Consider the following 24,936-nt stretch of genomic DNA (forward strand, 5'->3'; position numbering starts at 1 on the left):
CTTAGAAGTTTTTTGAACGATAGCTACCGTCCATGGGATAAATATTTAAAAATGTTCTGGCAATGCCTTGAGCGCTGCCGGGGTAGAGAATTAAGATAGGAAGGTCAATCTTGTTGTATATCAATTGTTCGATGCGACCAATCTTATCATAAGGATGAAGAAGCTCAAGATCCTTGAGGATGAGCAAAGGATGAGCTGTGGCCATCATCTCTTGTTGAACAGCAAGAATGGCACGGGCAACCACCGAATTGTCTTGTATTTCTTGACGAATACTCTCATAAAGATCAAATTCATTTTCTTCATCTACCCACACTTCATCATAATATTCATGATTGTGAATATACTCTTGCAGAATTTTGCCAATAGAAAGTACTTTTACATTTGCAAAGCCATGAAATTTGGCTTTGGGAATCAAATGGAGGGGAATCATACGATATACTTCCATAGCATCCTCTACATCATAATTTACATAGCAGATGGGGCGGTCGCCTGTCGGATTAAGTATATCAGGACGACTTAAATAAGCAAGTGCTTCCTCAAATTTTTGTTCATAAAGTTGCATTAATAAACTCCTCCATTGATTTGTAATTCCATGAAATAGTAAGCAATTCACCAGATGTCTGAGCCATATAGGCACCTTTGAGACTAAGGTTCATTATTCTATCCAACACTTGATGACGAGTCAGGTTAAAGAGGCGCCATTCTTCCATTTCCCAAATAGCCATATCTGACATTCTTGCAAAATGCTGTTCATGCATAAAATAAAGAATTGTAAAGTCGTTCACTTCATAAGGTAGGATTTCGCCTTTACGGTTAATCATTTCATAATCGATAAAACATGAACGGACATAAGAGGCGTTACGCTTCTGTACAGACTCGCTCCATTTTGCTCTGCCTTCTTTTACTAGGTTTTCAACGTATTTTGTGAAGGCATCCCTATCAACAATATGCAGGTCTTCATTTTTGCATGAATTCAAAATTTTTGTGACGGCATCGAAAAATACAGCGTTTTCGCGAGCACAATAGACCATGAGAAGTTGAGTAAAATGCTTCAATGACAATCCACACTCACGAATGAGTTTAAGCCAAAGAGGCACATTGGGATTTACTTTCATAAATCTCTGGAAAAAGACATCATAGATAATATGAACCAGTCTATTTTCCGTTTTGCATGACAGGCAATCATTTTCTTTCACACACTTAATGAGCGCATCCTTGTCCATGCCTTCCTGATAAATAGAGAGCAGAGACAGTGTTTCATTAATCATGCCGGTGCCATGAGTTAACTGAGTTGTGTATTTAGGATTCCTCATCAATTGAAATATGGATAACAGCAATAACTGTTGGTGAATAAATTTGTGTAATGATAAGCCATCACTCTTAGAGAATTGTCTATATCATCTGACAGCTTTCCAATATTTATAGCTTCAAAACAAGGATCACATGCCACTGTAGCCATGGAACTGATGAAGTCAAGTGGCTCCATGCCTAAGTTTACGTCATCGTCCAAATGATGTTTAAGATAGACATAAGTTTCCTCTTCTATTTGTATCGGACATTTGAAAAGGCTATACATATCTTTAGGTATAAAATTCTCATGGGTCTTTTGGACGATATTAATCATCAAATTATAAAAGGCCAATTTGGAAGACTTAGGAAAAAGGTAATACATATATTCCTTTGCTGCATTATCTTCCAAGCATGGCCAAAGTCCCTTGCCGCATCCTGCTTTGTAAACAGCAAAACGCAATTTAAGTAGATTGACTATATCCGAATTTTTCATGTTGCTCTTATTGTTTATTGGTAGGTATTAGCAATTCTCGAATGTCGGCTTCTAACAATTTGGCCACCTCTGCCAGAGTTTCTATAGATGGCTGTGATGTGTTAGTACACCATTTGCTTATCGTAGCAGGGTCTTTACCCATTTTATCTGCTAACCATCTGGCTGTTTTCTTTTTCTCAACGAGAACCACTTTTAGCCTATTTAATTCTGCCATAATGATAAATTGATTGTAGTAATACGCAAAGATAAAACATTAGAATGACAATATACAATATTTGTTTGATTATTTGATTGATTTTTCTATGAAAATTACACGATAACTCTACCGAACGCAGGCTGGCGCTTGCGGAAGTAGAGCCATTGAATGGTTTTGGCAGTTGGCTCACAGATGTTGGCCGCCACTTCCGACTTATCGTATTTTATGCGATGCCGGAAGTGACGACCTTTTGGGGACGATGCGCCATCCGGTTTGCTCCGTGTCTGCGACACCAAGCAAAGCTCGGCTGATTGGCTTTTGCTACGAATGGAGGACTCCAGTCCGTTGCCATAGAGAGAACCTGCAAGGCTCCACTTCGCTTCACTTTATAGGTTCTCACAACGGTAACGGTTTTCGGGAAGCATATCTTCAAGATGGATGGGGTATTGGGTTGCGCAAGCTTTCATGAGGAATTTATCTAGGATAACCTGTTAGAGCTAATTCTTTCCCTTGGAGTCATGTTCAGGAAAGTCTTGGAACCATTGGAGCTTCTTGGTCCAACTCGTTTTGTACGTGCAAAGGTACTGCGGACGGGAGAAACGTCAAGTGCCGCTGACGCTTTCGGACGGAGGACTTTCCAGCAGCCTTCCACAATTTGTGTCAAATTGGGTATTCCGTAAAGTCCTCTGTCCTCCCACTTGCTTTATTCTCCCTGGTGTCCGCAGTGAGGGGATGCATGTAAAACGGTTTTCCCAACCAAGAAGCTCTAAAGAGCTTCACAAGAGGGATCGGAAACGTAACCAACTTAAATGATATAATTATGTACAGACTCATGATAACACAGTTGGAGGGAGCCTTGAAAGGTTTTCCTCTCTATTCCCAGGACGGCAAGGGAAAGGACGCTATTTGCCATGTCATCTTTGCGCTCGGTGGCGTGCAGTGGCTCATTCTTGAAGGTGAAAAGGAAGGAAACGACACCATCCTCCTCGGTATCGTCATCGGGCTGATGGAGGACGAATACGGCTACATTTTCTTGAATGAGCTGTCGGACATTGATTTGGACTTGACCAAACAAGGCTTCGGCAAACTACAAGTAAGGCAGCAGGAGAACTTCCATCCGGTGCCGCTGAAGAAGTTGCGTGACTGCTGGTTGCAGGAGTTCCTTGCAAGAATGGGTGAATGAGTGTGAGAACGAAGTGAAAGTAACAACAAAATGACCTGCCTTATCCGTCACGGACCGGGAAGGTCTCAAATAGTAGGTTTAGTCTGAGATATGAGGAATGGAAATATATTCAGTATCGCAGCCCAACTCGGTTGGACTGCTTCCGCTCAGTACAAGGAAGGCAGGCTCTTCTTTGACTTCCATCGGAAGACCTTGAGCGGTGTGCCGTTTACCTTCACGGCAGAAATGAAGGACGGCAAGGTTAGTAACCTGGTGAAGGAGATTGAGTCCTTCGTGGATGCCAGCTTGCCGAGGCAGACGGCAAATCCGTTTTGGCTGGTCTGCCCTGGAGCCAGTGGAACTGAGTTCCGCTGCCCGGCAAGTCCAAAGGCAGCCTTCTATTCACGAGGGCTGTCCTTGAACTTGCATTCTCTTCTTGGAAGACCCGCTTCCTTGTAGGCAATGAGGTCACTTCCCTGGAAGAGGATGCCCCTTTTATCGGTGTAGATCCGGATAAAAGGCAAAGGTCGCTCGGGATTGTTGATGTAGTCGTAGATGGTACATCGGTGCACCCCGAGGTAAAGGCAGGCTTCCTTGATCATTATCAATGGAATATGTTGCTTCTTGGCTGCCATGCACAGCGTGAACAGGAGGGAGTATAATCCGTTTACTGCCACTGGAGAGTTGACGAATGCTGGTGGCAGAAACATTGTGTACTTCTTTGATGCGTACGTCATATAGTTTGCTTTGTCCGTCTGCCAATGTAATAGCTTCTGCTGAAAACTTACTAATGCCGGATATCAACTGCTTGAGACCATCGGTTAGGATGTCATAATTTTCTTCATCCGTCTGTTTCAGGTAATACAGATATTCACTCAAGGTGCGTCTGCCCAAAATGGAAATGCCTTTATTTTCCTCGGCAGAAAAATAGCTTTGCGGATTGTCTAAGGTTTCTATATTGGGGATGGTGATGGCATATATCTGTTTGGCAATGTCGTTAAAGAACACATGGTTGGTGGCTGTTATGGTAGAGAGGGCCAACTGTAAGGAGGTTACCTCATACTGTTGTAACCATTCTTCCTGTATTTCGCCCAGCAAACGCAAATATTTTCGCGTTTAGACGTTCCTTACTCTTCATATCTGTTTTAACCCGAGAAAGGCCGGATGAGATTTCAGGTAAGAGAGGATGGTGGACCACGACGAGCGGTTGGCCGTGATGTTCTGGGTGGATTTCCGGCTGCTGAACAACGAGGAGATGGCAGCCATGTTCAGGTAGAGAATGGGGTGGGCTTCCTTGAACTCGATGTCCATGTTTGTCAGCATCGGACGGAATTTCGTGAGGTAACGGATGTTGAAGTGTACCTTCTCCACACATTTGCCGATGGTTTGCCAGCTCTGGAGCATGTTCCAGAAATCTACCACCTCGGAGCTCTCCTTCGCCAGTTCATTCTGATTGTGCATGCCACTGATGCAGGTCTCCAGCATCTGGGTGTAGTTGAACGATAGGTTCAGCACGGTTTCCAGCGTGCGGAAAGCAGCCAGCGGAATCACCCAGTTACCGAAGATACGGTCATGGATCTGTTCATCCTCTATCCGGATGGCCAGCTCGTTCTTGGTGATGCCGTACTGGGTTGCGAAGTTCTTCTTAAAGAGGTCACGGTATTTGAGAATTTCCAAGGTCAAATGGGTCAAGCCCAGATTGCAGATGGCCTGCAGCTCTTCGTAGTGCTTCTTTTCCAGGATGCTGAAGCTGGTCTTGGAGTATTCCAGAAATAGCACACGGGTATAGAGCGCCATGTCCTGAGTAGGCTTCTCCTGACCGCAGATGACCATTCCGGTCGTGACAATGGTTTGTGTGGTCATGCCGTCCCTCTGGGTGTTCTTCTTGGTCTGTTCACCGCCACCCCAAAGTCCTTTGAGAAAGGCGATCTTCCGGATGTCGAGGTCGTTCTTATATTCGTTAAACACGACAAGAATGTTTACAGCCTGGGAACCCCGGTCGTTCATGGCCGGAACGGAAGCCACACCCATGTTGGGCGGTTCCACATCGTGAAGGAAGAAAGCCTCCAGACTGGTGGCCAGCGTGGTCTTACCTGTACCTTTCTCACCAAACAGGTTCAAGATGGGGAAATGGCGGGGCTTCCGGTACACGATGTCACGGAATAGGGTAGCAAGCAGATAGCCAAAAGTCACCTGGGCATTGTTCCCGAAGACAGTGGTCAGCTTTTTTCCTGCTTTCGGTCCATCGTTGTTGAGGAAGGACTTTTCTTGGAATTGTTCCGTATCTGCTCCACGGCACTCCGCCACAGTCGGGTCTTGCCGTGAATCTTTCCCAACTGCTCGATGCACTGGGTATAGACCATCTGGTCTTTGACATAGCGCAGCAGCCCAGCGATCAGGCTGACGCATTGCCCCTCTTTGACAAGTGAATCTACTTGGGCAAACAGTTCCTTCGCCATGACCGCCTTGAAACCAGGGCCGTAGGGACTGCCCTTGGCCAGGTCCGTATCGGGAATGAAACAAAGCGAGTTGGTGTAGTGCTTCAGGATCTCAAACTGGTTCTCGTTCCAGGCCGTGCCGAGTGTGGCCACTGTATTCTCCAGTCCGATGGAATGCAGGCGTAGCACATCCGGCGCTCCTTCCACGATGATGAAGTTGGCCGCGTCACGCAGACGGAAAGCCCAGTCAATGCCGAACAATGTTTCTCCCTTGGTGTAGAGCAGACTGGTGATGGAGTTGATGTATTTGGGCGCTTTGGGGGTGGTGCCGATATACCGGGCCGTATAAGCGATGATGCGTCCCCATTTGTTCCGGATTGGAATCATAATCCGTTTACGGAACATCGGATAGAGCTTTTCGTCTTCATTTTTCCGGAGTATCCCCAACTCTATCAGCAGCTCTTCCTGTAGTCCCTGCTGTCGGCAAAAGTCCATGAACGCATGGATTTCCCGTGGCGCATAACCGATACCTGCTTCTGCACAGAAGTCCTCCGGCTATCGGTTGTAGGCATATTCCCGGGCATGACGGCTGTCATCATTGGCAGAAACGCGCAGATTGTCTGTAAAGAAGGTCTGGACTTTTTCCAGTACGGCATACAAGGAATCCTTGTGTGCCTGCTTTACCTTGTCGGCTGTAGCCGTTCATCCGGTATTTACGCAATGTCTTGTAGCAGACGCCCAGTTCTGCACAAGCTCTTTTTACTGAACTCCCAAAGGATCTACTATTGGCTTTGATTCTATCATATCTTTAAACTTTTTGGATATACCAATGGTCTATGAGAATGGGGTACACCAGATTTGTGTGGTATTCTCATTACATATTCAAATTGATAAAAACCAGTTCCTACTATTATGGTTTGTCTCCCAATAATGAATTAAGTGGCTATACTCTGGGAGTATGACGAGGTTAAGTATAGTCGCTGTCGTTTTTAATCTAGTCTTTTTTATCTTGCTTACGTACTCTTTTAGTTCTTACTTGAACTTTTTTGAAGTAGTTTTGAGTGGTCCGCTGGAGAAGTCTTAGGTCTGCAGTTCTGTATTCTAACTTGCCTGGTCGTTTGCACGGCTCAACCTTTCCTTCCTTCCGCCAGCGTTCAACATTACGTCTGCCAAATAATCTTCAGGCCTTGTTTTGACTGATGTATTCAGGGTTGTCATGGGTGGATTGAATCATGTTGGCAATTCTAGCTGCTAAGTCATTGGCGAACTCTTCGTATGGAATCATTTGGTCCGAGAATTCTAGAACATTCATAGGACTCAGGTTTAGTCTACGAAACTCGTGTAACCATAATTGTGTGGGTCTCCCGATTCGTTCTGGTTTTGAACTGTCGGTTGAGAATCATTCCTAGTTTGGAAGCTTGTGTTCGAACACTTTTCATCTTTTCGATGGGGAACTCCATGCTTTCGCCTACTTCAAGAGAAACGAGCGCAGGACGGATTTTTGTAGAAATTTCATTCATAAAACTTTGGTGTTTAATGTTTAACCATGCCCCATGGTTATGGGTTTGTACGCCCCAAATTAAATGATTTATGTTTATAATAGCCAATAAATGTTTGATGTCTTTTTGAGCTTCAATTAAAATTTTGTTCGTATGCTATGAGTATAGGAATAAAGCATGTTCATATTGGCAGGGAGATTGATAAACGACGTCTAGAGCTAGGTATCAGTAAATCAGAGCTTGGACGGTGCATTCATGTGCCCCAGCAGCACATCAACTGTATTCTGGAGAAAGAAACCATCGACACAGGCAAACTTATAGATATAAGTGTGGCCTTGGAGAAGAATTTCTTTGATCTGTATGCTTCTGATATGCACAACGTATCTGCATATCTGGCAGCAGTATCCATTCATGGAGATGCCAATAATATGATTGGCGATTCAGAAGTTGCGACTGAGCTGTCCCAAACGAAAGTTGTTTTGGAGGAAAAAGACAAGACCATTCAGGTTCTAACTGACGAAATCAAGCGTCTGGAGGAATCACTTGAGGATAAGACACTCATCATATCCTTCTATAAGGAGAAGGTGGGTGAACCAATAAAGAAATAACCATAGTTGCCTAGTCTGGAGAGATTGGTAGAGGTTGTGGTGAGTACAAGATTTTAGTGAAGTAATAGATATGAGTTGCAGGCTCAGAGCTTACCAGCATAGTGTAAGCATCTGATAGTTAAGCCAGCTTTTCAACGATGCCTTTAAGTCATGATGGAAAATCCATCAAACTTTAAACTTTAAATAAACATTCGCTTACACAGGAAGTGTTTGCAATTGATTTTCATAGCTATATTAGAGTGGCACAGGCTGCCATTGAAGGCTGATACCAATAATACTGAATAATGAATTTATGGACTGCATGCTTTACTTGGTAATGGCATGCGGCCCATTTTGTTGGAAAAAAACTGTAGTTTCTATTAATTTATTTGTATTTTCTTTAGTATATTTGCTTCCTATAATTTTATAGTTTTCCAATAAGCAAGCAATAAACGATGATGCTAACAATTACGGCAGCATATGATGTCTGGACCAGCGGCCTCTATCAGAAGGATGAAGCATTGATATACAGTTTTGGCATGATTGTCATTCTGCTTTTGGTCATCATGATAATCATTTCCATCAGTAAAAGCAAAAGGTTGAAGACGTTGCAGCGCATTAATGAGGTTGCCGAAGAATCCAACCAGCTGAAGGATGCTTTCATAGCTAATATGACTCACGAAATTCGTACTCCTTTGAATGCTATTGTAGGCTTTACAACTATGCTTGCCGAAATGGATGATCTGGACAGAGAAACCCGTATGGCTTTCCTGAAAGAGATTAATGATAACAAGGACTCGCTGCTGCAACTGGTCAATGACTTGCTGGACTATTCAAAGATTGAGGCAAAGACCCTGGAATATAATGATGGAGAAGCGGATGTGAACGCGCTGATTGATGAAGTCTGCACGACAGAGAATATGCGCTCGCATCCCACAGGTATTCAGGTGGAGTTTGTAGAACGGCTGCCTCAATGCCGTTTGGTGGTAGATCGCGTGCGCTTTGCCCAAGTTATAGGTAACTTGGTGAGGAACGCCTTGAAGTTTACGGAGATGGGCAGTGTGAAAATCGGTTGTAGGAGATTGAGTAATCATAACTTCTATTTTTATGTGGCAGATACAGGCTGTGGCATTGATGAAGTGGGAAGACATGCCATCTTTGAACGGTTTGTGAAGATGAACTACAATATTAAAGGTACGGGGTTGGGGCTTTCCATCACTAAATCCATTGTGGAACACTATGGGGGAGGTATAGGTGTGGAGTCCAAGAAAGGGGAAGGCTCCACTTTCTATTTTACGTTGCCTGCCGGTATTGAATACAAAGAGTACGGTAAATTTTGATTTACCTGCGCTCTCAATCAGCCATTTCCTTCAGCTTCTTGAAGTGGCGGATTACTTCCAGATAATCGCGGTCGGTGCAGGCGTTGAATTTATTCCATAAGTCACCCATTATAACGGCACCACCGAATCCGTAATCCTTTATCTCCAGGATGTTATCGGAGGTAATGCCTCCCAAAGCCATGACTTTGCTGTCTATAATTTTACTTTTTTCTGCTTGTCGTAGTTCTTCGGCTGTAAAGCCTGATGTAACTCCGGTCTTTGTGATGCAATTATATATCGGACTCAAGAATAGATAGTCATAAAAATGTTTCTTGTTCCGCACTTCGTCCAGCGAGTGGCAGGTACAGCTGATGTGTCCTGAATAATCGTGCGGTTCTTTGGGGTTGCGGGTGTTTAGATGAATCCCCATCAGGCTGAATTCTTCCTGTAGGTAGAAGTGTTCATGAGTAATGATGCGCTTATGGTATTTTTGGGGTATCAGCGTTAAAAGTCGTTCTGAATACATGGCGGGAGTTTCCGGCTTCCTCAGATGTAGAATATCCAGCCCCTCTTCGAATAGTGCCGTGATAATCTTGTCTTCTTCCACAAAAAATGTGGGTGCTGTTACTACGATGAGTTTCATTTCTTTCGTTTAACTTTTAAGTTTAGCAAAGTTAATGAATACTTATGGTAGAAGCCAAGGAATTTCTTTAAAATATGTTAGATGGCTGCTTTAAACAAGAAAACGCCTTCTTGCGTCTTTATAACTCAAGAAGGCGTCCTTCACATGGCTTTGTGGGACCTCGTTGGTCTATTTGAATCTTTTACTTACCGCATCCCAATCAACGATGCTCCACAATTCGTTTACGTGATCGGCACGGCGGTTCTGGTAATCAAGATAGTAGGCATGTTCCCACACGTCGAATCCGAGTAGCGGAACAAGACCGGCGCGTACCGGATTGCTACCGTTGGCTTCTTTGGTGATGTGGAGTTTGCCGTTCTTGTCGGCAGACAACCAAGCCCATCCGGAGCCGAACAAGCCGACAGCTGCCGCGTTGAATTCCTTCTTAAAATTCTCAAAGCTGCCGAAGTCGCGTTTGATGGCTTCTGCCAGCTTGCCGGTAGGCTCGCTGTGGGCAGGCTTCGGGGCAAGCTGTAAGAAGTATAATGTGTGGTTCAACACTTGTCCTGCATTGTTGAAGATGGCACCGTCCGGTGCTGTGGCAACAATGGTTACCAGGTCTTTGCCTTCAAATTCCGTTCCCGGAACGAGGTTGTTGAGGTTGTTCACGTAGGTTTGCAGATGTTTACCGTAGTGGTAATCTATGGTTTGCTGACTGATTACAGGTTCCAGTGCATTGTTAGTGTAGGGAAGTTTTGGCATTTCGTAAGTCATAACTGTTATCATTAAAATCGTTAATATTGTATTCATAAGTTTCAATTATTTAATTTTGGAACTTTACTATATAAACACTATAACCTATAGAAATGTTCGTACGTCTCCGAAGCTTTTTTTATCTTTGCCTCCGTAAAAACAAAGGAAGGAAAAATATCATCATTTTAAGATTATACGGATATGCCCGATTATATAGAGGAACTGAACGAAGGACAACGGAACGCGGTGTTATACAATGACGGTCCGTCACTGGTGATAGCCGGTGCCGGTTCGGGAAAGACGCGCGTGCTGACCTACAAGATTGCTTATCTGCTGGAGAATGGCTACCAGCCTTGGAACATTCTGGCATTGACCTTTACCAACAAGGCGGCGCGCGAAATGAAGGAGCGTATAGCCCGTCAGATGGGGCCGGAGAGGGCGTGCCATCTGTGGATGGGAACCTTTCACTCCATATTCCTGCGCATTCTGCATGTCGAGGCCGGGCATATCGGCTTCACTTCGCAGTTTACCATTTACGATACGGCGGACAGTAAAAGCCTGATACGTTCCATTATCAAGGAAATGGGGCTGGATGAGAAAGTGTACAAGCCGGGGATGGTGCAGGCGCGTATCTCGAATGCCAAGAATCATCTGGTTTCTCCGGCAGGCTATGCCAACAACAAGGAGGCTTACGAAGGAGACCGTGCTGCCAAGGTTCCGGCGCTTCGCGACATCTACCAGAGATATTGGGAGCGTTGCCGGCAGGCGGATGCGATGGACTTCGACGATTTGCTGTTCTACACATTCCTGCTGTTCCGGGACCACCCCGAGGTGTTGGCGCGTTATCAAGACCAGTTCCGTTACATTCTGGTGGATGAGTATCAGGATACCAATTTTGCACAGCACAGCATCGTGCTGCAACTTGCCAAGAACCATCAGCATGTCTGTGTGGTGGGGGATGATGCACAGAGTATCTACTCCTTCCGTGGTGCCGATATTGACAATATTCTCTATTTTACGAAAGTATATCCCGATACGAAGGTCTTCAAGCTGGAGCAGAATTACCGTTCCACCCAGACCATTGTCCGCGCGGCCAACAGCCTGATAGAAAAGAACCAGTGGCAGATACGCAAGGAAGTGTTCTCGGAAAAGGAGAAGGGAGAGGCCATCGGTGTGTACCAGGCATACAGTGACGTGGAAGAAGGGGATATTGTGGTGAATAAGATAGCTGAACTGCGGCGTGAAAAGCGCTATGCCTACTCTGATTTTGCGATACTCTACCGTACCAATGCGCAGAGCCGTATTTTTGAGGAAGCCATGCGCAAACGCAGTATGCCTTACCGTATTTACGGAGGTTTGTCGTTCTATCAACGCAAGGAAATCAAAGATGTTATCGCTTACTTCCGTCTGATAGTGAATCCCAATGATGAAGAGGCTTTCAAACGTATTATCAATTATCCTGCACGGGGTATCGGAGATACGACAGTGGGAAAAATCATTGCTGCCGCCACCGGGCACAATGTCAGTTTGTGGACCGTGCTTTGTGAGCCGTTGGCGTATGGCTTGAACTTCAATAAAGGTACGGTGGGAAAGTTGCAGGCATTCCGCGAACTTATATCTGCCTTTATCACAGATGCTGCGGAGAAGAATGCCTACGAGATTGGTGCTGACATTATTCGCCAATCGGGCATCATCAATGATGTGTGTCAAGACAACTCTCCCGAGAATCTGAGCCGTAAGGAGAATATAGAGGAGCTGGTGAACGGTATGAGTGATTTTTGCGCCCAACGGCAGGAGGAAGGAAACTCTAACGTGTTGTTGGGTGACTTCCTTTCGGAAGTTTCCCTTCTTACCGACCAGGATTCGGATAAGGATGGGGACGATGAGAAGATAACCCTGATGACTGTACATTCGGCCAAGGGATTGGAGTTCAAGAATGTGTTTGTAGTGGGGATGGAGGAGAATCTTTTTCCCAGCAGCATGGTGGGTGACTCTCCCCGGGCATTGGAGGAAGAACGGCGGCTGTTCTATGTAGCCATCACACGTGCCGAAGAACACTGTTTCCTATCGTATGCAAAGACGCGTTTCCGGTACGGCAAGATGGAGTTTGGCAGTCCCAGCCGTTTTCTGAAGGATATAGACGTACGGTTCCTGCGCCTGCCTCAGGATGCGGGAATGTTCCGCAGGGTAGAGGAGGAAGCTGCCGTTTTCCGCAGGGAGAACGCCAGAGGCTTTGCGCCTGATAGGGAAGATGCTCCGTATGGAGGAAAAGAGCGTGTGTCTGTACGGCCGAAGCAGCAGATTATTGCGCCGACCGTTCCACGTAACCTGAAACGGGTGGCGCCTTCTGCAAATACGGCAAGTACATCGCCTTCTGCCGGCGCGTCTGCCAACCGTGTACAGCAGGGACAACTGATAGAGCACGAACGTTTCGGCCTGGGTGAAGTTTTGAAAGTGGAGGGCGAAGGAGACAATGCGAAAGCCACCATCCGCTTCAAGAATGCGGGAGACAAACAACTTTTGCTGCGCTTCGCGCGTTTCAAAGTGCTGTCATAGGATAGTACGCATCTTTTGTCTCACACAGAGGCGGGATACTTGTAAGAGGATGATGGCATGAGTGTAGGACTGTGGTATCTTAAAAAAGACAGTTAGAACGATACATACGGACAATTTAGAATAGTAAATATAGATAGAAGAATGACAAATAAAGACTTTTCCCTTTTCCCTTCTCCCTGCTATATTATGGAAGAAGGATTGCTGAGAAAGAACCTCGCACTGATAAAAAGTGTGGCCGACCGCGCAGGTGTGGAGATAATCCTCGCTTTCAAATCATTTGCCATGTGGCGTTCCTTTCCCATTTTCAGGGAGTATATAGACCACTCTACGGCAAGTTCTGTCTACGAAGCCCGTCTGGCATTGGAGGAGTTCGGAAGTAAGGCACATACGTACTCGCCTGCCTATACCGAGGCCGATTTTCCGGAGATAATGCGGTGCAGCAGCCATATTACTTTCAATTCGCTTTCGCAGTTCCACCGCTTTTATCCGGTAGTGGTGGCGGAGGGAAGCGGCATTTCCTGCGGTATCCGTATCAATCCTGAATACTCTGAGGTGGAAACGGAGCTTTATAATCCCTGCGCACCCGGTACCCGCTTCGGTGTAATGGCCGACCAGCTTCCCGAAGAACTTCCGGCGGGTATTGAAGGTTTTCACTGTCATTGTCACTGCGAGTCTTCTTCCTACGAGCTGGAACACACATTGGAGCACTTGGAAGGAAAATTCTCCCGCTGGTTCTCACAGATTAAGTGGTTGAATTTAGGAGGCGGGCATCTGATGACGCGTAAGGATTATGATGTAGAGCATCTTGTCCGTCTGTTGCAGGGCTTGAAGGGGCGCTATCCACATCTTCAAATCATTCTTGAGCCCGGTTCCGCTTTTACTTGGCAGACCGGTGTGCTGAGCTCGGAGATAGTGGACATTGTGGAAAACCGCGGCATTCGTACCGCCATTCTCAACGTTAGCTTTACGTGCCACATGCCGGATTGTCTGGAGATGCCCTATCAGCCTGCAGTGCGTGGAGCGGAGATGGGCGATGCGGGCCCTTACGTCTATCGCCTTGGAGGAAACTCCTGCTTGAGCGGCGACTATATGGGACTGTGGAGTTTCGACCATGAGCTGCAGATAGGGGAGAGAATCGTCTTTGAGGACATGATACATTACACCACTGTAAAGACGAATATGTTCAATGGAATTCACCATCCGGCCATTGCAATGTGGACAAAAGAAGGAAAAGCTGAAGTTTTCAAGCAATTTTCTTATGAAGATTATCGTGGGCGAATGAGTTGATAATCAAAAGTCTGCTTGTATGCCTGGCGAAAATGTACACTTTTCTGTGTGAAAAAAGTCTGCAGAATGTTTGCAGGTTTAAGGAAAATATCTACCTTTGCATCCGCAATCGCGGAAATAGCTCAGTTGGTAGAGCATAACCTTGCCAAGGTTAGGGTCGCGAGTTCGAGTCTCGTTTTCCGCTCAACGCAGTTTAGATTGCAATTACCTATGCCCAGGTGGCGGAATTGGTAGACGCGCACGTTTCAGGTGCGTGTGTCGAGAGGCATGCAGGTTCGAGTCCTGTTCTGGGCACCAAGGTAAAGCAGTCGGTTCTTTGAATTGTTGAAAGTAAGTTGGAGAGGTGGCGGAATTGGTAGACGCGCTACTTTGAGGGGGTAGTGACAATTATGTCGTGGGAGTTCGAGTCTCCTTCTCTTCACGCTTTTATACATTGCGGAAATAGCTCAGTTGGTAGAGCATAACCTTGCCAAGGTTAGGGTCGCGAGTTCGAGTCTCGTTTTCCGCTCTTTCAGATGTATTGAAGATGACTTATGCCCAGGTGGCGGAATTGGTAGACGCGCACGTTTCAGGTGCGTGTGTCGAGAGGCATGCAGGTTCGAGTCCTGTTCTGGGCACTTTACTCCTCAAAAAAGGAGAGTCATCCAATGCGGAAATAGCTCAGTTGGTAGAGCATAACCTTGCCAAGGTTAGGGTCGCGAGTTCGAGTCTCGTTTTCCGCTCTTTTCAGATAAAAAAATCCCGCAAGCATTGTTCGGTGCTTGCGGGATTTTTTTGTTGTATGGAAGTTGTTGTTACAGTTTCTGTAATGAGAATCCGAGCATCATTCCGTCGTAGCTGTTGGCCAGCGAGCCGATACTCTTCAGAGTGGAGTTGCTGCTTTTGCTGGAGAGGAAGGTTATCAGTTTCAGTAGCTTGTCCGATTCGAACAGCAGGTCCATAGTTGTGGAGGTAGCGTTGACCTTGGCATTCATACCTATCAGCTTGGCGAATTTCAAGTTGACCTTTTGGGTGGATGCATTGTAGGAGTAGCTTCCCTTCATGCTCTTTTGCCCTACTTTGGCGCTGAATGTGCTGTCGGCGTTGAATGTGAATGACATTTGCCCGGCTTTGATGCCTACTTTGGCAAGCTGTTCGTCCAGTTTCTTTTCTGCGGCTGTGGCGGCAACGGCACCGCCGGCTTTCTGCAGCAGGTTGTCCGATTCGAATTCAATGGCGGAGCCGGTATACGACCAAGTGCCGGTCATATCCGCTGTTGACTTGCCGGTCACGGCATTTACCGCCTTCTCTATATTTTCTTTGTTGAACAAATCCTTGATGGATTGTGCGTGACTATTGCCGGTCAGCAGTAGTGCGGCAACAAACAGTTGCCAAAAAACTAATCTTTTCATTTTACTTATGTCTATTGTTTGCTATTCAGGCTTTTGTTGATACTTTCGATATAGTCCAGCAGCTCTTTCCGTCCCATGCGGTTTTCAGAAGAGGTGATGAAGTAGGGAGGCAGCTCTTCCCACTGTTCCTTCAACTGTTCCAGGTATTCGTTGATGTGGGTGTTCAGTCTGCCGCCTTTCAGTTTGTCGGCCTTTGTGAAGACGATGGCAAAGGGTACGCCGTTCTCGCCCAGCCATTCCGTAAACTCGAGGTCGATGGCTTGGGGAGCCAGCCGGCTATCTATAAGAACAAACAGACAAGTCATCTGTTCGCGTTGCAGTATATAACTTTCTATAATACGTTTGATTTGTTCCTGACCTTTCTGTCCCCGTTTGGCGTAGCCATATCCCGGAAGGTCTACAATGTACCAGCTCTTGTTGATTAGGAAATGGTTGATAAGCATGGTCTTTCCCGGTGTGGCAGAGGTCATGGCGAGTCCTTTCCTTCCGGTCAGCATATTGATAAGACTGGATTTTCCTACGTTGGAGCGTCCGATGAAAGCATATTCGGGAAATGTACCGGCGGGGCATTTCCGCACGTCTGTGTTACTGATGACGAATTCGGCGTTTGTAATATCCATTTTGTTGCCTTTTTGGGGTTTTACGTGTGGCAAAGGTAGCACTAATTTCATAAGTTTGCACTATCTTTGCCCAGAAAGCGAAGATAGGCTGCACCTCAGCATAAAAAATGAACGAGTTCATTTTATTCTGCATTCGGTTTGCACTATCTTTGTGGCCAATAGGAAAATTTTAAGTATGAATGGACAGTTTCCCTCGACATTATTGGAGAAGGCGGTAAATGAGTTTGCCAAGTTGCCCGGAGTGGGACGTAAGACGGCTATGAGGCTGGTTCTTCACCTGCTCCGCCAGGATACGGCAGTGGTGGAAGCGTTCGGCAATGCCATTGTGACGCTGAAGCATGAAGTGAAATATTGCAAGGTATGCCATAATATATCAGATACGGAGACGTGCCGCATCTGTTCCAGTCCGCAACGGGACGCTTCCGTGGTCTGTGTGGTAGAGAATATCCGTGATGTGATGGCTGTGGAAGCCACACAACAGTTCCGTGGTTTGTATCACGTGTTGGGAGGCGTCATCTCGCCGATGGATGGCATTGGTCCCGGAGACTTGCAGATAGAAAGCCTTGTGCAGCGGGTAGCCGCCGGTGGCATCAATGAAGTGATTCTTGCCCTGAGCACGACGATGGAGGGAGATACGACAAACTTTTATATCTACCGCAAGCTGGAAAAACTGGGTGTGAAGCTCTCCGTCATAGCCCGTGGCATTTCCATCGGCGACGAATTGGAGTATACGGATGAAGTGACTCTGGGACGCAGTATCGTGAACCGCACTCCATTTTCCGGAACTGCCTGATCGTGTTGGGCTTCTATCAATTATTCATTATCCACTATCAATTCACTAAATGGAAGAACAAATAAAGAAGACTGCATTGCGTGTCCGAACAACTTTTGCTTATTTCTGGATGCTCCCCATCCTACTCGTCCTGCTTGGAGAAACCGGAGGCGAATGGGTAGGTATGTATGCCGGAGATGTACGTGCTATCTATATGGCTGAGACGATAACCATTCTGCTGGCTGCCTCTTGCGTGCCCGTATCCCTGAAACTCTTTTCATGGGTATTAATCCGGAAAATAGATGTAGTGACGCTTCCCGAAGCCCTCCGCCTTTATGCGTTGTGGAGTGGCGTGCGGCTGGCATTGCTTGCCATACCAGTGCTTGCAGGTTTTTTCACCTATTATATAATGTTGAGCAGTACGGGTGTACTGTGTGCACTGATAGGACTGACGGCTTCTCTGTTCTGCCTGCCGGGTGATGGACGCCTGCGTAAAGAACTGCATATCAATAAAGAAGAAGAAATGTAACCGACTGGAAGATATGAATAAATCTTATTTCTGTAGTGAAAGGGTGCGTCTACGTGCTATGGAGCCGGAAGACTTGGAAGTGATGTATGCTATGGAGAATGATTCCCGGACTTGGGATGTGACGAACTTCACCGTGCCCTATTCCAGATTTGTCTTGAAACAATATATTGAGAATTCCGAATGCGATATGTTTGCCGACCGCCAGCTGCGTATGATGATTGTACGTGTAGAGGATGATGCGGTGATAGGCACCATTGATATTACAGAGTTTTCTCCCATGCATGCCCGGGGAGAGGTGGGCATTGCTATACGGAAGGAGTATCAGGGCAATGGTTATGCCAAGGAAGCGTTGCGTTTGCTGTGCGACTATGTTTTCAGTTTCCTATATCTGAAGCAGTTGATAGTCCATATTTCGGTGGATAATGAGGCAAGTATCCGCCTTTTTGAATCCTGCGGTTTTGTGCGTTGCGGGCTTTTGAGGGAGTGGTGGCGCGTAGGAGGGTGCTATAAGGATGTCGTATTGTTGCAACTTCTCCGCAACACTAATTGAACGTTGGAATCTGGGGGAAACGCGACCATATTTCATATTTTGCTCCCAGCTTGCACAATGCCTTCTTCCAGAGTGTGCCGCTGGCTGCCTCGTCCATTAGCGAGCTGATGTTTTCTTTGCCTACCAGCCAAGTGTTTTCTTCAATTTCCCGGTCCAGCTGTTCGTACTCCCAGCCGGAGTATCCCAAAAAAAATCTGATTCTGCCTTTAACGGAATTTCCCTGCATGATGTAGTTTTTAATGGCTTCAAAGTCACCGTTCAGGTAGAAGCCTTTGCCGATGGGCAATGCTCCGGTAATGCCCTTGAGCGTGTGCAAATAGAACAACGTATCTGTACTGAGCGGTCCTCCTTTATAGATAGGTATGTTTTCCGGGCAGTTGAAGTCTTTCAGCACATCATTCAAGAATAGGGGGAGAGGTTTGTTCATAACCAGTCCCATTGTGCCGTCATGTGTATGGTCCACCAGTAGAATGACGGATCGCCCAAACATGTGGTCACACAAAAAGGGTTCGGAAATCAAGACCTTTCCCCGGGCAGGAACCACATGGTTTGTTTCTATCTTGAATAGATCTATATTGCTATACATGCCCCTAATATACATAATATTCCACAATAAACAAAAGTTCTTCGCTGTTTTTCATTTTAAAAGTTTCTTTTCTCAGATTTTATGGTTTTTTTATTCGAAGAAAATGCTTAAATTTGCAAGTAATTGGCAATTTAATACAATGAAGTATACTACACTATATATGTTAATTTTAGGGCTGTTTTCTATAGGATGGACGGATTGCCCGGAGGGATTTTGGGAGCGTATGCAACGTCCGGGGCATTCCGAAATACAGCTTTCCAAAGTGACGGTAAGTGGCTGTGTGCTGGATGAAGGTGGGTTTCCGCTGGCCGGTGCCACTATTCAGGAGAAAGAAACGGCCAATGGTGCGATAGCGGATTCGGAAGGAAAATTCACGCTGGTGGTTGCCGATAATGCAGTGCTCCGTGTTTCATTTATCGGCTACATTTCCCAGGATATTGAGGTGGAAGGACGTTCGACCTTTCATATCACACTAAGAGAAAATATGATAGAGCTGGATAATGTCATTGTTACCGCTTTGGGTATCGAAAAGAAAGAAAATTCTCTTTCTTATGCCACAGATTTAATAAAAAACGAGGAATTGACTCGAGTAAAAATGCCCAACTTAATCACTTCGTTGACCGGCAAGTCAGCTGGTGTGCGTGTTAACCAGGTTTCTTCCGGTCTGGGAGCTTCAGCCAAAGTCAGTATCCGTGGAGTCCGTTCGGTGGCGAGTGACAACCAACCTCTGTACGTGATAGACGGTGTTCCCATTCTGAACTCCACCTCCGAGCAAGCATACTCTGCCATAGGCGGGACGGCCAATGCTGGCAACCGTGACGGAGGGGACGGCATTTCCAATCTGAATCCTGAAGATATAGAGAGCATCAGTATCCTGAAAGGAGCTCCCGCGGCAGCTTTGTATGGTAGCCAGGCTGCCAATGGGGTGATACTGATTACTACAAAGAAGGGGCAGTCGTACGGGCAGCGCGGTGTTTCTTTCTCGACGAGCCTGATGTTCGACAATGCTTTTGCGCTACCCAAGATGCAGAACCGCTATGGAGTAAGTGACGGTGTAGACAGTTGGGGAGAACGGGCAAACCTTCCCGAATACGATAATCTGAGAGACTTCTTCTCTACTGGTGTCACCTCCATAACTTCCATCTCCTTGAGTCACGGCAATGAGAAGTTGCAGAACTATTTCTCCTATGCCAATACTACGGGGCATGGCATCATTGGGAAACATAACCTTTCGAAGCACAACCTCACTTTCAGAGAGACTTCCGTTCTATTGAATTCCCGTCTGAAGTTAGATGGCAGTATGAACCTGATGCGCCAGGTGGTGAAGAACAAGCCTACCGTGGGTGGTTTCTACATGAATCCTTTGGTGGGGCTCTACCGTTTTCCACGGGGTGAGGATATTGCTTATTATAAGGAGAACTTCGAGGTTTATGATGAGGGTAGAAACTTGAACATACAGAATTGGCATACCTCCTACGAGGATTTTGAGCAGAATCCCTACTGGATTACCAATCGCATATTGAGCAAGGAGAACCGCATGCATGTCATAGTCTCCTTATCCGCCAATCTGAAGATAAACGATTGGTTAAGCCTGCAGACCCGTGGCAATGTAGACTATATTAACGACAAGGTGCGCCAGCAGTTCTATGCCTCTACCGCTCCGGCGTTAGCGGGAGCCAATGGGCGTTATATTGAGATGGACTATCAGGAAACCCAATATTACGGAGACGCCATACTGATGATGAAAAAGCAGTGGGATGCATTCTCTCTCAACGCGGTGCTCGGTGCCAGTATCAATGATAAGACAGTGAACTCCACCCGCTATGACTCTAAAACAGCTTCGCTGAAATATGCCAATGTGTTCAATCTGGCCAATATCATCATGAATGGTTCTGCCGGGCTGGACCAGAAGATTGATGCGCGGCGCCAATTGCAGTCCTTGTTTGCGACGGCACAACTGGGCTACAACGAGTTTGTCTATCTTGATTTGTCGGCCCGTAATGACTGGTCCTCCACGCTGGCTTATACATCTCATGAGAAAAGCGGGTTCTTCTATCCCTCCGTGGGATTTTCGCTGATATTCAATAAGCTGATGACTTTACCCCGATGGGTGTCACTGGCAAAGATAAGGGGGGCATACAGCATGGTGGGCAATGATATTCCCATGTTCATCACAAATCCTTCCTCGCATATCACGGCAGGCGGAGAGTTCTTGGCAAGTGATGCCGCGCCGTTCAAGGATATGGAACCGGAGATGACGCACTCCTTTGAGGCGGGTATAGAAGCGCGTTTTTTGAAGAATCGCATTGGCTTGAATGCCACTTTCTATAAGACGAATACCCGGAACCAGTTCTTCAAGCTTCCTACTCTGTCGGGCGATAAATATGCCTACCGTTATGTCAATGCGGGTAATATACAGAATGTGGGGTGGGAGGTTTCACTGGATGCCGTTCCTTTGCTGACGAACCATTTCAAGTGGAAAACAGAGGTGAACTTTTCCACCAACCGCAACAAGATAATTTCACTGCACGAAGCGCTGAAGGAGTTTCTTTACGGTCCTACCAGCTTCTCGTCCAGTTATGCCATGAAATTGGTGAAAGGGGGCTCTATCGGTGACATCTACGGAAAAGCTTTTGTACGTGACGATGCGGGCGATATCGTTTACGGCACGGAAGGAGACAATACCGGGATGCCTTTGGTGGAAGGTGATGGCAATACGGTGAAAGTGGGCAATGCCAATCCAAAACTGATGCTTGGCTGGAATCATATGCTGTCTTACAAGAATTTTTCTTTCTATTTTCTGGTGGATTGTCGCTTTGGAGGCGATATTTTGTCTCAGACGCAGGCGGATATGGATATGTATGGCGTTTCTGAAGTCACGGCCCGGGCCAGGGACAAAGGTTATGTAATGCTTGAAGGTAACCGGATAGATAATGTGAAAGGATTTTATAAGAATGTTGTAGGCGGACGGGCCGGGGTGACGGAATATTATATGTATGATGCCACGAACATCAGGCTGCGTGAGCTGTCCGTGGGCTACCAACTGCCTGCTGCCTGGATGGAAAAGACCAAAGTCCTCAAGCGGGCACAACTGTCCTTTTCGGGACGCAACTTGTTCTTCTTCTACAAAAAGGCGCCTTTCGACCCTGACCTGGTACTCTCTACGGGCAACGATAACCAGGGAATTGAAGTCTACGGTATGCCTACCACGCGTAGTTGGGGATTTTCTTTGAAATGTGAATTTTAAGAGGGGGAGGGAGACTTGATATGAAGAGGATTATAGTACTGATTGGCATGGTTTTCGTGTTTCTGGCTTGTACGCGGGACTTTAAGGAAATCAATACGGACAAGTCCGGCGTGACGGACGAGGACTTGCAGGCCGACTATAACGAACATGGCATCCGTCTTGGAATCATCCAGCAAGGCATCTATTTCAATTACGACTACGGAAAGGGGAAGAACTGGCCTTTTCAATTGACCCAGAATTTGAATGCCGACATGTTCAGCGGTTACATGCACGATGCCAAGCCTCTGAATGGAGGTTCGCACAATTCGGACTACAACTTGCAGGATGGATGGAACAGCGCCATGTGGGGACATACCTATGAGTATGTTTTCCCGCAGATATATCAGTCGGAGAATGCCACACGTGACCGTATGCCTGCCTTTTTCGGCATTACCAAGATACTGAAGGTGGAAGTGATGCACCGTGTCACGGACTATTACGGCCCTATTGTGTATAGTCATTTTGCCGATCCCGAAGCCCGTTATATGCCTGACACGCAGAAAGAGGTCTATAATGCCTTTTTCTGTGAACTCGATACGGCTGTTGCTGTACTTTCCGATTATATTGTCGAGCATCCGGGAGCTTCGGAGTTTGCGCGTTTCGATATGTTGTTGGACGGTGATTATGACTCTTGGATAAAGTTTGCCAATTCGTTGCGGATGCGGCTTGCCATGCGCATCGCGGTAGCCAGTCCGGAGAATGCAAAAACGGAATTCCGTAAGGCGATGGATAATGAATACGGAGTCATTCGGGAGGCGGACGAGTCGGTGGCGGTTTCCACAGCGAGTGGATATACCAATCCGTTGGGCGAGATAAACCTTGTTTGGAATGAAGCTTATATGGGAGCGCCGATGGAGTCCATACTGAACGGATATGAAGATCCCCGTCGTGAAATCTATTTTGCCACTTGCCAGAATGAACAGTTTGCAGGCGAGTATCGCGGCATTCGTCAGGGTACATGCTTTGCACATAACTATTATAATACACTCTCAAAATTGAAAGTTACCCAGCAGACTGATGCAGTGTTGATGCCGGCAGCAGAAGTCTGGTTCCTGCGTGCCGAGGCTGCCCTACGGGGATGGACTGATGAGTCGGCGAAAATCTGCTATGAAGAAGGGGTAATGGCTTCTTTCCGTCAGTATGGCATCTTGCAGTCCGACGCTTATCTGGAGAGCAACTTGTTGCCTGCCGATTTTGTGGATACCTACGATATGGAGAATGATATTACCGCCCGTTGTCAGGTTTCGCCACGCTGGCTGGAGTCAGCGGATAGGGATACGAAACTGGAGAAGATTATTACCCAAAAATGGATTGCCATGTTTCCCGAAGGGTGTGAAGCTTGGGCTGAACAGCGCCGGACGGGGTATCCCCGGCTATTCCCCGTACGCTTTAATCACAGTAAAGACGGGTGCATAGATACTGAGACAATGATTCGCCGTCTGAACTTTCCCGGCGGACTGAAGACGGAGAATGCCGAGCAGTATGCCGCTTTGGTAGAGGTACTGGGTGGAGATGACAATGCCGGTACCCGATTGTGGTGGGATACCGGCATCAACTGGTAGAAACACCTTATTTATATAGGGATATTTTTTATTGGATGGGGTGATTCTCGGCAAAAATTGCCATACGTTCGTCCAACTGGTCGTACTGATGGTCTTGGATAAAGGAAGTGCAGGCACGTAATCCTTCCTGATGGCTTCCGGTGGTCACCAGCGAAATGGCGCTTACACCGTAGTACATTAGTTCCCGCGCAAGTTCTCCGCTACTCATGCCCGGGTAACCGATGGTGAAGTAGAAACCGTCGGCAACGGGATCACCCAAATCATTGTCGTATACCAAGTGGAAACCGTGGCGCAAGAAGATTTCTTTCAGGCGGCGGGCACGTTCACCGTATACTTTCACTTCATCAAGGAAGTTGTATTGACCTTCATTGGCTGCTTTAAGCATGGCGGCAAGAGCATACTGCGCAGAGTGGCTGGTGCCGGAAGAGAGCGCATAGAGTACGCGGTGGATGAATACTGTGCCGAAGGTGCCGCCGCCGTAGCGTTGTGTCAACCCGGGATAGGCCCGATGATACAGTTTGTCCGAAATGCAGCTGACACCGATACGTTGACCGGCATAGCTGAAAGCTTTGGAACCGGAAATGAGCAGCACGTAAAGGTCCGTATAGTGTGCCACAGAAGGTTGGTAAGGCGCTTGGAACGGTTTGCTCAAGTCTTGGCGGAAGTCCATGGCAAAGTAGGCGAGGTCTTCCAGCACAATGACGTCATATTTGGTTGCCAGTTCGCCGATGATGCGCAATTCTTCTTCTTTTAGGCAAATCCAGCTGGGATTGTTGGGATTGGAATAGACGATGGCAGAGATATTTCCTTTGCTGAGGTAACTTTCCAACTTCGCTTTCAACTTGTTGCCACGGTAGTCATATACGTCAAAGGTTTCATATTTCTGTCCCATCACGACCAACTGCTGCTTCTGTACCGGGAAACCGGGATCGATGAAGAGAATGGTATCCTTTTTCTCATCGCACTGGCTGCATGTGAGGAATGAAGCAAAAGTTCCTTGCATGGAACCGGTAACTGGTACGCAACCTTCGGGGGCTACATCTACATTGATAAAGGCTTTGATGAAACGGGATGCTTCCTGCTTCAAGGCGGGGAGTCCGTTGATGTCCGGGTAGAGGCTGGCAATACCATTCTGCAATGCCTCCACCTCTGCCTTTACGCCGACGGCTGAGGGGGGGAGTCCGGGTACACCCATTTCCATTTTTATGAATTCCACACCCGATGCCGCTTCGGCATTGGCTGCAATGGCTTTGACTTCACGGATGGTTGCTTTGGCAAAGTCTGTGATATGAAAATCTGCGATAGTTTCATCTATCAACTTACGTTCAATAGGAGTATTTCTCATGATTTCAATATTAATTTAGTTTTGCAAAGGTAACATAAATCTCTTATAATCAAGCTATGTTAAAAAAAAGATGATTTTTTTTCTTTCAAGCTA

At 46.6% G+C, this 24,936-nt stretch carries 26 protein-coding genes, 6 tRNA genes and 3 pseudogenes; 18 read left to right on the plus strand and 17 right to left on the minus strand.

What is annotated here, in order from left to right; genetic code table 11:
• Nucleotide 1: 1 nt before the first annotated feature.
• The 5 genes from EYA81_RS16795 to EYA81_RS19280 all read right to left on the minus strand — a co-directional run bounded on the left by EYA81_RS16795 (nt 2) and on the right by EYA81_RS19280 (nt 2,379).
• Nucleotides 2–562 (minus strand): DUF1788 domain-containing protein, encoded by a 561-nt coding sequence (locus EYA81_RS16795; RefSeq protein ID WP_131226120.1) that lies wholly within the window; start codon nt 560–562, stop codon nt 2–4.
• The gene (locus EYA81_RS16800; RefSeq protein ID WP_131226122.1) at nt 549–1,313 is read right to left on the minus strand and encodes a BrxA family protein; all 765 of its coding nucleotides are present in this window, start codon (nt 1,311–1,313) and stop codon (nt 549–551) included. Before EYA81_RS16800 ends, EYA81_RS16795 begins: the two co-directional genes overlap by 14 nt.
• A complete protein-coding gene (locus EYA81_RS16805; protein ID WP_131226123.1) occupies nt 1,313–1,783 on the minus strand; it encodes a BrxE family protein in 471 nt (156 codons plus the stop codon). Before EYA81_RS16805 ends, EYA81_RS16800 begins: the two co-directional genes overlap by 1 nt.
• A gap of 7 nt (nt 1,784–1,790) precedes the next feature.
• Nucleotides 1,791–1,997, minus strand: a complete 207-nt coding sequence (locus EYA81_RS16810) for a helix-turn-helix transcriptional regulator (protein WP_117964421.1) — start codon at nt 1,995–1,997, stop codon at nt 1,791–1,793.
• 205 nt (nt 1,998–2,202) lie between these two features.
• Entirely contained in the window at nt 2,203–2,379 is a 177-nt protein-coding gene (locus tag EYA81_RS19280) for a hypothetical protein (RefSeq protein WP_165491397.1), read from the minus strand.
• 420 nt (nt 2,380–2,799) lie between these two features.
• Here EYA81_RS19280 and EYA81_RS16820 point away from each other — a divergent pair, with 420 nt between their 5' ends.
• A complete protein-coding gene (locus tag EYA81_RS16820; protein WP_131226125.1) occupies nt 2,800–3,162 on the plus strand; it encodes a hypothetical protein in 363 nt (120 codons plus the stop codon).
• A gap of 90 nt (nt 3,163–3,252) precedes the next feature.
• Nucleotides 3,253–3,600 (plus strand): hypothetical protein, encoded by a 348-nt coding sequence (locus EYA81_RS16825; RefSeq protein ID WP_227186926.1) that lies wholly within the window; start codon nt 3,253–3,255, stop codon nt 3,598–3,600.
• Here the strand turns inward: EYA81_RS16825 and EYA81_RS16830 are convergent.
• The 4 genes and pseudogenes from EYA81_RS16830 to EYA81_RS19950 all read right to left on the minus strand — a co-directional run.
• The gene (locus tag EYA81_RS16830; RefSeq protein WP_227186952.1) at nt 3,540–3,713 is read right to left on the minus strand and encodes a DNA-binding protein; all 174 of its coding nucleotides are present in this window, start codon (nt 3,711–3,713) and stop codon (nt 3,540–3,542) included. The genes EYA81_RS16825 and EYA81_RS16830 overlap by 61 nt on opposite strands.
• Nucleotides 3,637–4,239, minus strand: a complete 603-nt coding sequence (locus EYA81_RS19720; RefSeq protein WP_227186954.1) for a hypothetical protein — start codon at nt 4,237–4,239, stop codon at nt 3,637–3,639. The genes EYA81_RS16830 and EYA81_RS19720 overlap by 77 nt, the downstream gene beginning before the upstream one ends.
• A gap of 42 nt (nt 4,240–4,281) precedes the next feature.
• Nucleotides 4,282–5,822, minus strand: a pseudogene (locus EYA81_RS16835) (toprim domain-containing protein); the annotation flags it as partial.
• A 63-nt stretch (nt 5,823–5,885) separates the two neighbouring features.
• Nucleotides 5,886–6,074 (minus strand): annotated as a pseudogene (locus EYA81_RS19950) (hypothetical protein); the annotation flags it as partial.
• A 6-nt stretch (nt 6,075–6,080) separates the two neighbouring features.
• Between EYA81_RS19950 and EYA81_RS19955 the strand changes: the two are divergent.
• Complete coding sequence (locus tag EYA81_RS19955) at nt 6,081–6,374, plus strand: hypothetical protein (RefSeq protein WP_370293226.1); 294 nt, start codon at nt 6,081–6,083, stop codon at nt 6,372–6,374.
• Between the two features lie 199 nt (nt 6,375–6,573).
• Here the strand turns inward: EYA81_RS19955 and EYA81_RS19725 are convergent.
• A pseudogene (locus tag EYA81_RS19725) lies at nt 6,574–6,891 on the minus strand (hypothetical protein).
• Nucleotides 6,892–6,907: 16 nt separating this feature from the next.
• Complete coding sequence (locus EYA81_RS19730; RefSeq protein ID WP_131226126.1) at nt 6,908–7,099, minus strand: hypothetical protein; 192 nt, start codon at nt 7,097–7,099, stop codon at nt 6,908–6,910.
• Between the two features lie 137 nt (nt 7,100–7,236).
• Here EYA81_RS19730 and EYA81_RS16855 point away from each other — a divergent pair, with 137 nt between their 5' ends.
• Both EYA81_RS16855 and EYA81_RS16860 read left to right on the plus strand, forming a co-directional pair.
• Nucleotides 7,237–7,686, plus strand: coding sequence for a transcriptional regulator (locus EYA81_RS16855; protein ID WP_131226128.1), 450 nt, complete (start codon nt 7,237–7,239; stop codon nt 7,684–7,686).
• 434 nt (nt 7,687–8,120) lie between these two features.
• Nucleotides 8,121–9,005 (plus strand): sensor histidine kinase KdpD, encoded by an 885-nt coding sequence (locus EYA81_RS16860; protein ID WP_117599467.1) that lies wholly within the window; start codon nt 8,121–8,123, stop codon nt 9,003–9,005.
• A 13-nt stretch (nt 9,006–9,018) separates the two neighbouring features.
• Here EYA81_RS16860 and EYA81_RS16865 read toward each other — a convergent pair whose 3' ends face one another.
• On the minus strand, nt 9,019–9,627 hold the full coding sequence (locus EYA81_RS16865; protein WP_117599468.1) for a thiamine phosphate synthase: 609 nt from the start codon (nt 9,625–9,627) through the stop codon (nt 9,019–9,021).
• A gap of 168 nt (nt 9,628–9,795) precedes the next feature.
• Complete coding sequence (locus EYA81_RS16870; protein WP_117599469.1) at nt 9,796–10,416, minus strand: superoxide dismutase; 621 nt, start codon at nt 10,414–10,416, stop codon at nt 9,796–9,798.
• Nucleotides 10,417–10,560: 144 nt separating this feature from the next.
• Here EYA81_RS16870 and EYA81_RS16875 point away from each other — a divergent pair, with 144 nt between their 5' ends.
• The 8 genes from EYA81_RS16875 to EYA81_RS16915 all read left to right on the plus strand — a co-directional run bounded on the left by EYA81_RS16875 (nt 10,561) and on the right by EYA81_RS16915 (nt 14,924).
• Entirely contained in the window at nt 10,561–12,915 is a 2,355-nt protein-coding gene (locus tag EYA81_RS16875) for an ATP-dependent helicase (protein WP_131226130.1), read from the plus strand.
• A gap of 141 nt (nt 12,916–13,056) precedes the next feature.
• Entirely contained in the window at nt 13,057–14,202 is a 1,146-nt protein-coding gene (gene nspC / locus EYA81_RS16880) for a carboxynorspermidine decarboxylase (protein WP_035448315.1), read from the plus strand.
• A 111-nt stretch (nt 14,203–14,313) separates the two neighbouring features.
• A tRNA-Gly gene (locus tag EYA81_RS16890) sits at nt 14,314–14,386 on the plus strand.
• Nucleotides 14,387–14,414: 28 nt separating this feature from the next.
• Nucleotides 14,415–14,499, plus strand: a tRNA-Leu gene (locus tag EYA81_RS16895).
• A 40-nt stretch (nt 14,500–14,539) separates the two neighbouring features.
• Nucleotides 14,540–14,623: transfer RNA gene (locus tag EYA81_RS16900), tRNA-Leu, on the plus strand.
• Between the two features lie 14 nt (nt 14,624–14,637).
• A tRNA-Gly gene (locus EYA81_RS16905) sits at nt 14,638–14,710 on the plus strand.
• 27 nt (nt 14,711–14,737) lie between these two features.
• Nucleotides 14,738–14,819, plus strand: a tRNA-Leu gene (locus EYA81_RS16910).
• Between the two features lie 32 nt (nt 14,820–14,851).
• A tRNA-Gly gene (locus EYA81_RS16915) sits at nt 14,852–14,924 on the plus strand.
• A gap of 72 nt (nt 14,925–14,996) precedes the next feature.
• Here EYA81_RS16915 and EYA81_RS16920 read toward each other — a convergent pair.
• Together EYA81_RS16920 and yihA are read right to left on the minus strand one after the other, a co-directional pair.
• The gene (locus EYA81_RS16920; protein ID WP_044468698.1) at nt 14,997–15,593 is read right to left on the minus strand and encodes a DUF4923 family protein; all 597 of its coding nucleotides are present in this window, start codon (nt 15,591–15,593) and stop codon (nt 14,997–14,999) included.
• Between the two features lie 11 nt (nt 15,594–15,604).
• Nucleotides 15,605–16,213, minus strand: a complete 609-nt coding sequence (gene yihA / locus EYA81_RS16925; protein WP_009036961.1) for a ribosome biogenesis GTP-binding protein YihA/YsxC — start codon at nt 16,211–16,213, stop codon at nt 15,605–15,607.
• A gap of 175 nt (nt 16,214–16,388) precedes the next feature.
• Between yihA and recR the strand changes: the two genes are divergently transcribed.
• From recR to EYA81_RS16940, 3 genes are read left to right on the plus strand one after another with little or no spacing between them, the layout of a single operon-like run.
• The gene (gene recR / locus EYA81_RS16930) at nt 16,389–17,006 is read left to right on the plus strand and encodes a recombination mediator RecR (RefSeq protein ID WP_035448317.1); all 618 of its coding nucleotides are present in this window, start codon (nt 16,389–16,391) and stop codon (nt 17,004–17,006) included.
• A 49-nt stretch (nt 17,007–17,055) separates the two neighbouring features.
• Nucleotides 17,056–17,514, plus strand: a complete 459-nt coding sequence (locus EYA81_RS16935) for a hypothetical protein (protein ID WP_117599473.1) — start codon at nt 17,056–17,058, stop codon at nt 17,512–17,514.
• Between the two features lie 13 nt (nt 17,515–17,527).
• Complete coding sequence (locus tag EYA81_RS16940) at nt 17,528–18,064, plus strand: GNAT family N-acetyltransferase (protein WP_117599474.1); 537 nt, start codon at nt 17,528–17,530, stop codon at nt 18,062–18,064.
• Here the strand turns inward: EYA81_RS16940 and EYA81_RS16945 are convergent.
• The gene (locus EYA81_RS16945; protein WP_165491398.1) at nt 18,057–18,650 is read right to left on the minus strand and encodes a YqgE/AlgH family protein; all 594 of its coding nucleotides are present in this window, start codon (nt 18,648–18,650) and stop codon (nt 18,057–18,059) included. The two genes, EYA81_RS16940 and EYA81_RS16945, sit on opposite strands and share 8 nt — an antisense overlap.
• A gap of 139 nt (nt 18,651–18,789) precedes the next feature.
• Here EYA81_RS16945 and EYA81_RS16950 point away from each other — a divergent pair, with 139 nt between their 5' ends.
• Entirely contained in the window at nt 18,790–21,897 is a 3,108-nt protein-coding gene (locus EYA81_RS16950; protein ID WP_117599476.1) for a SusC/RagA family TonB-linked outer membrane protein, read from the plus strand.
• A 20-nt stretch (nt 21,898–21,917) separates the two neighbouring features.
• On the plus strand, nt 21,918–23,498 hold the full coding sequence (locus tag EYA81_RS16955) for a SusD/RagB family nutrient-binding outer membrane lipoprotein (RefSeq protein WP_117964409.1): 1,581 nt from the start codon (nt 21,918–21,920) through the stop codon (nt 23,496–23,498).
• 28 nt (nt 23,499–23,526) lie between these two features.
• On the opposite strand, the gene EYA81_RS16960 is transcribed toward EYA81_RS16955, so the two are convergent.
• Nucleotides 23,527–24,843 (minus strand): pyridoxal phosphate-dependent aminotransferase, encoded by a 1,317-nt coding sequence (locus EYA81_RS16960; RefSeq protein ID WP_117599478.1) that lies wholly within the window; start codon nt 24,841–24,843, stop codon nt 23,527–23,529.
• Between the last annotated feature and the right edge of the window lie 93 nt (nt 24,844–24,936).

Source organism: Bacteroides sp. A1C1, from assembly GCF_004328515.1.
GTDB lineage: Bacteria > Bacteroidota > Bacteroidia > Bacteroidales > Bacteroidaceae > Bacteroides > Bacteroides uniformis.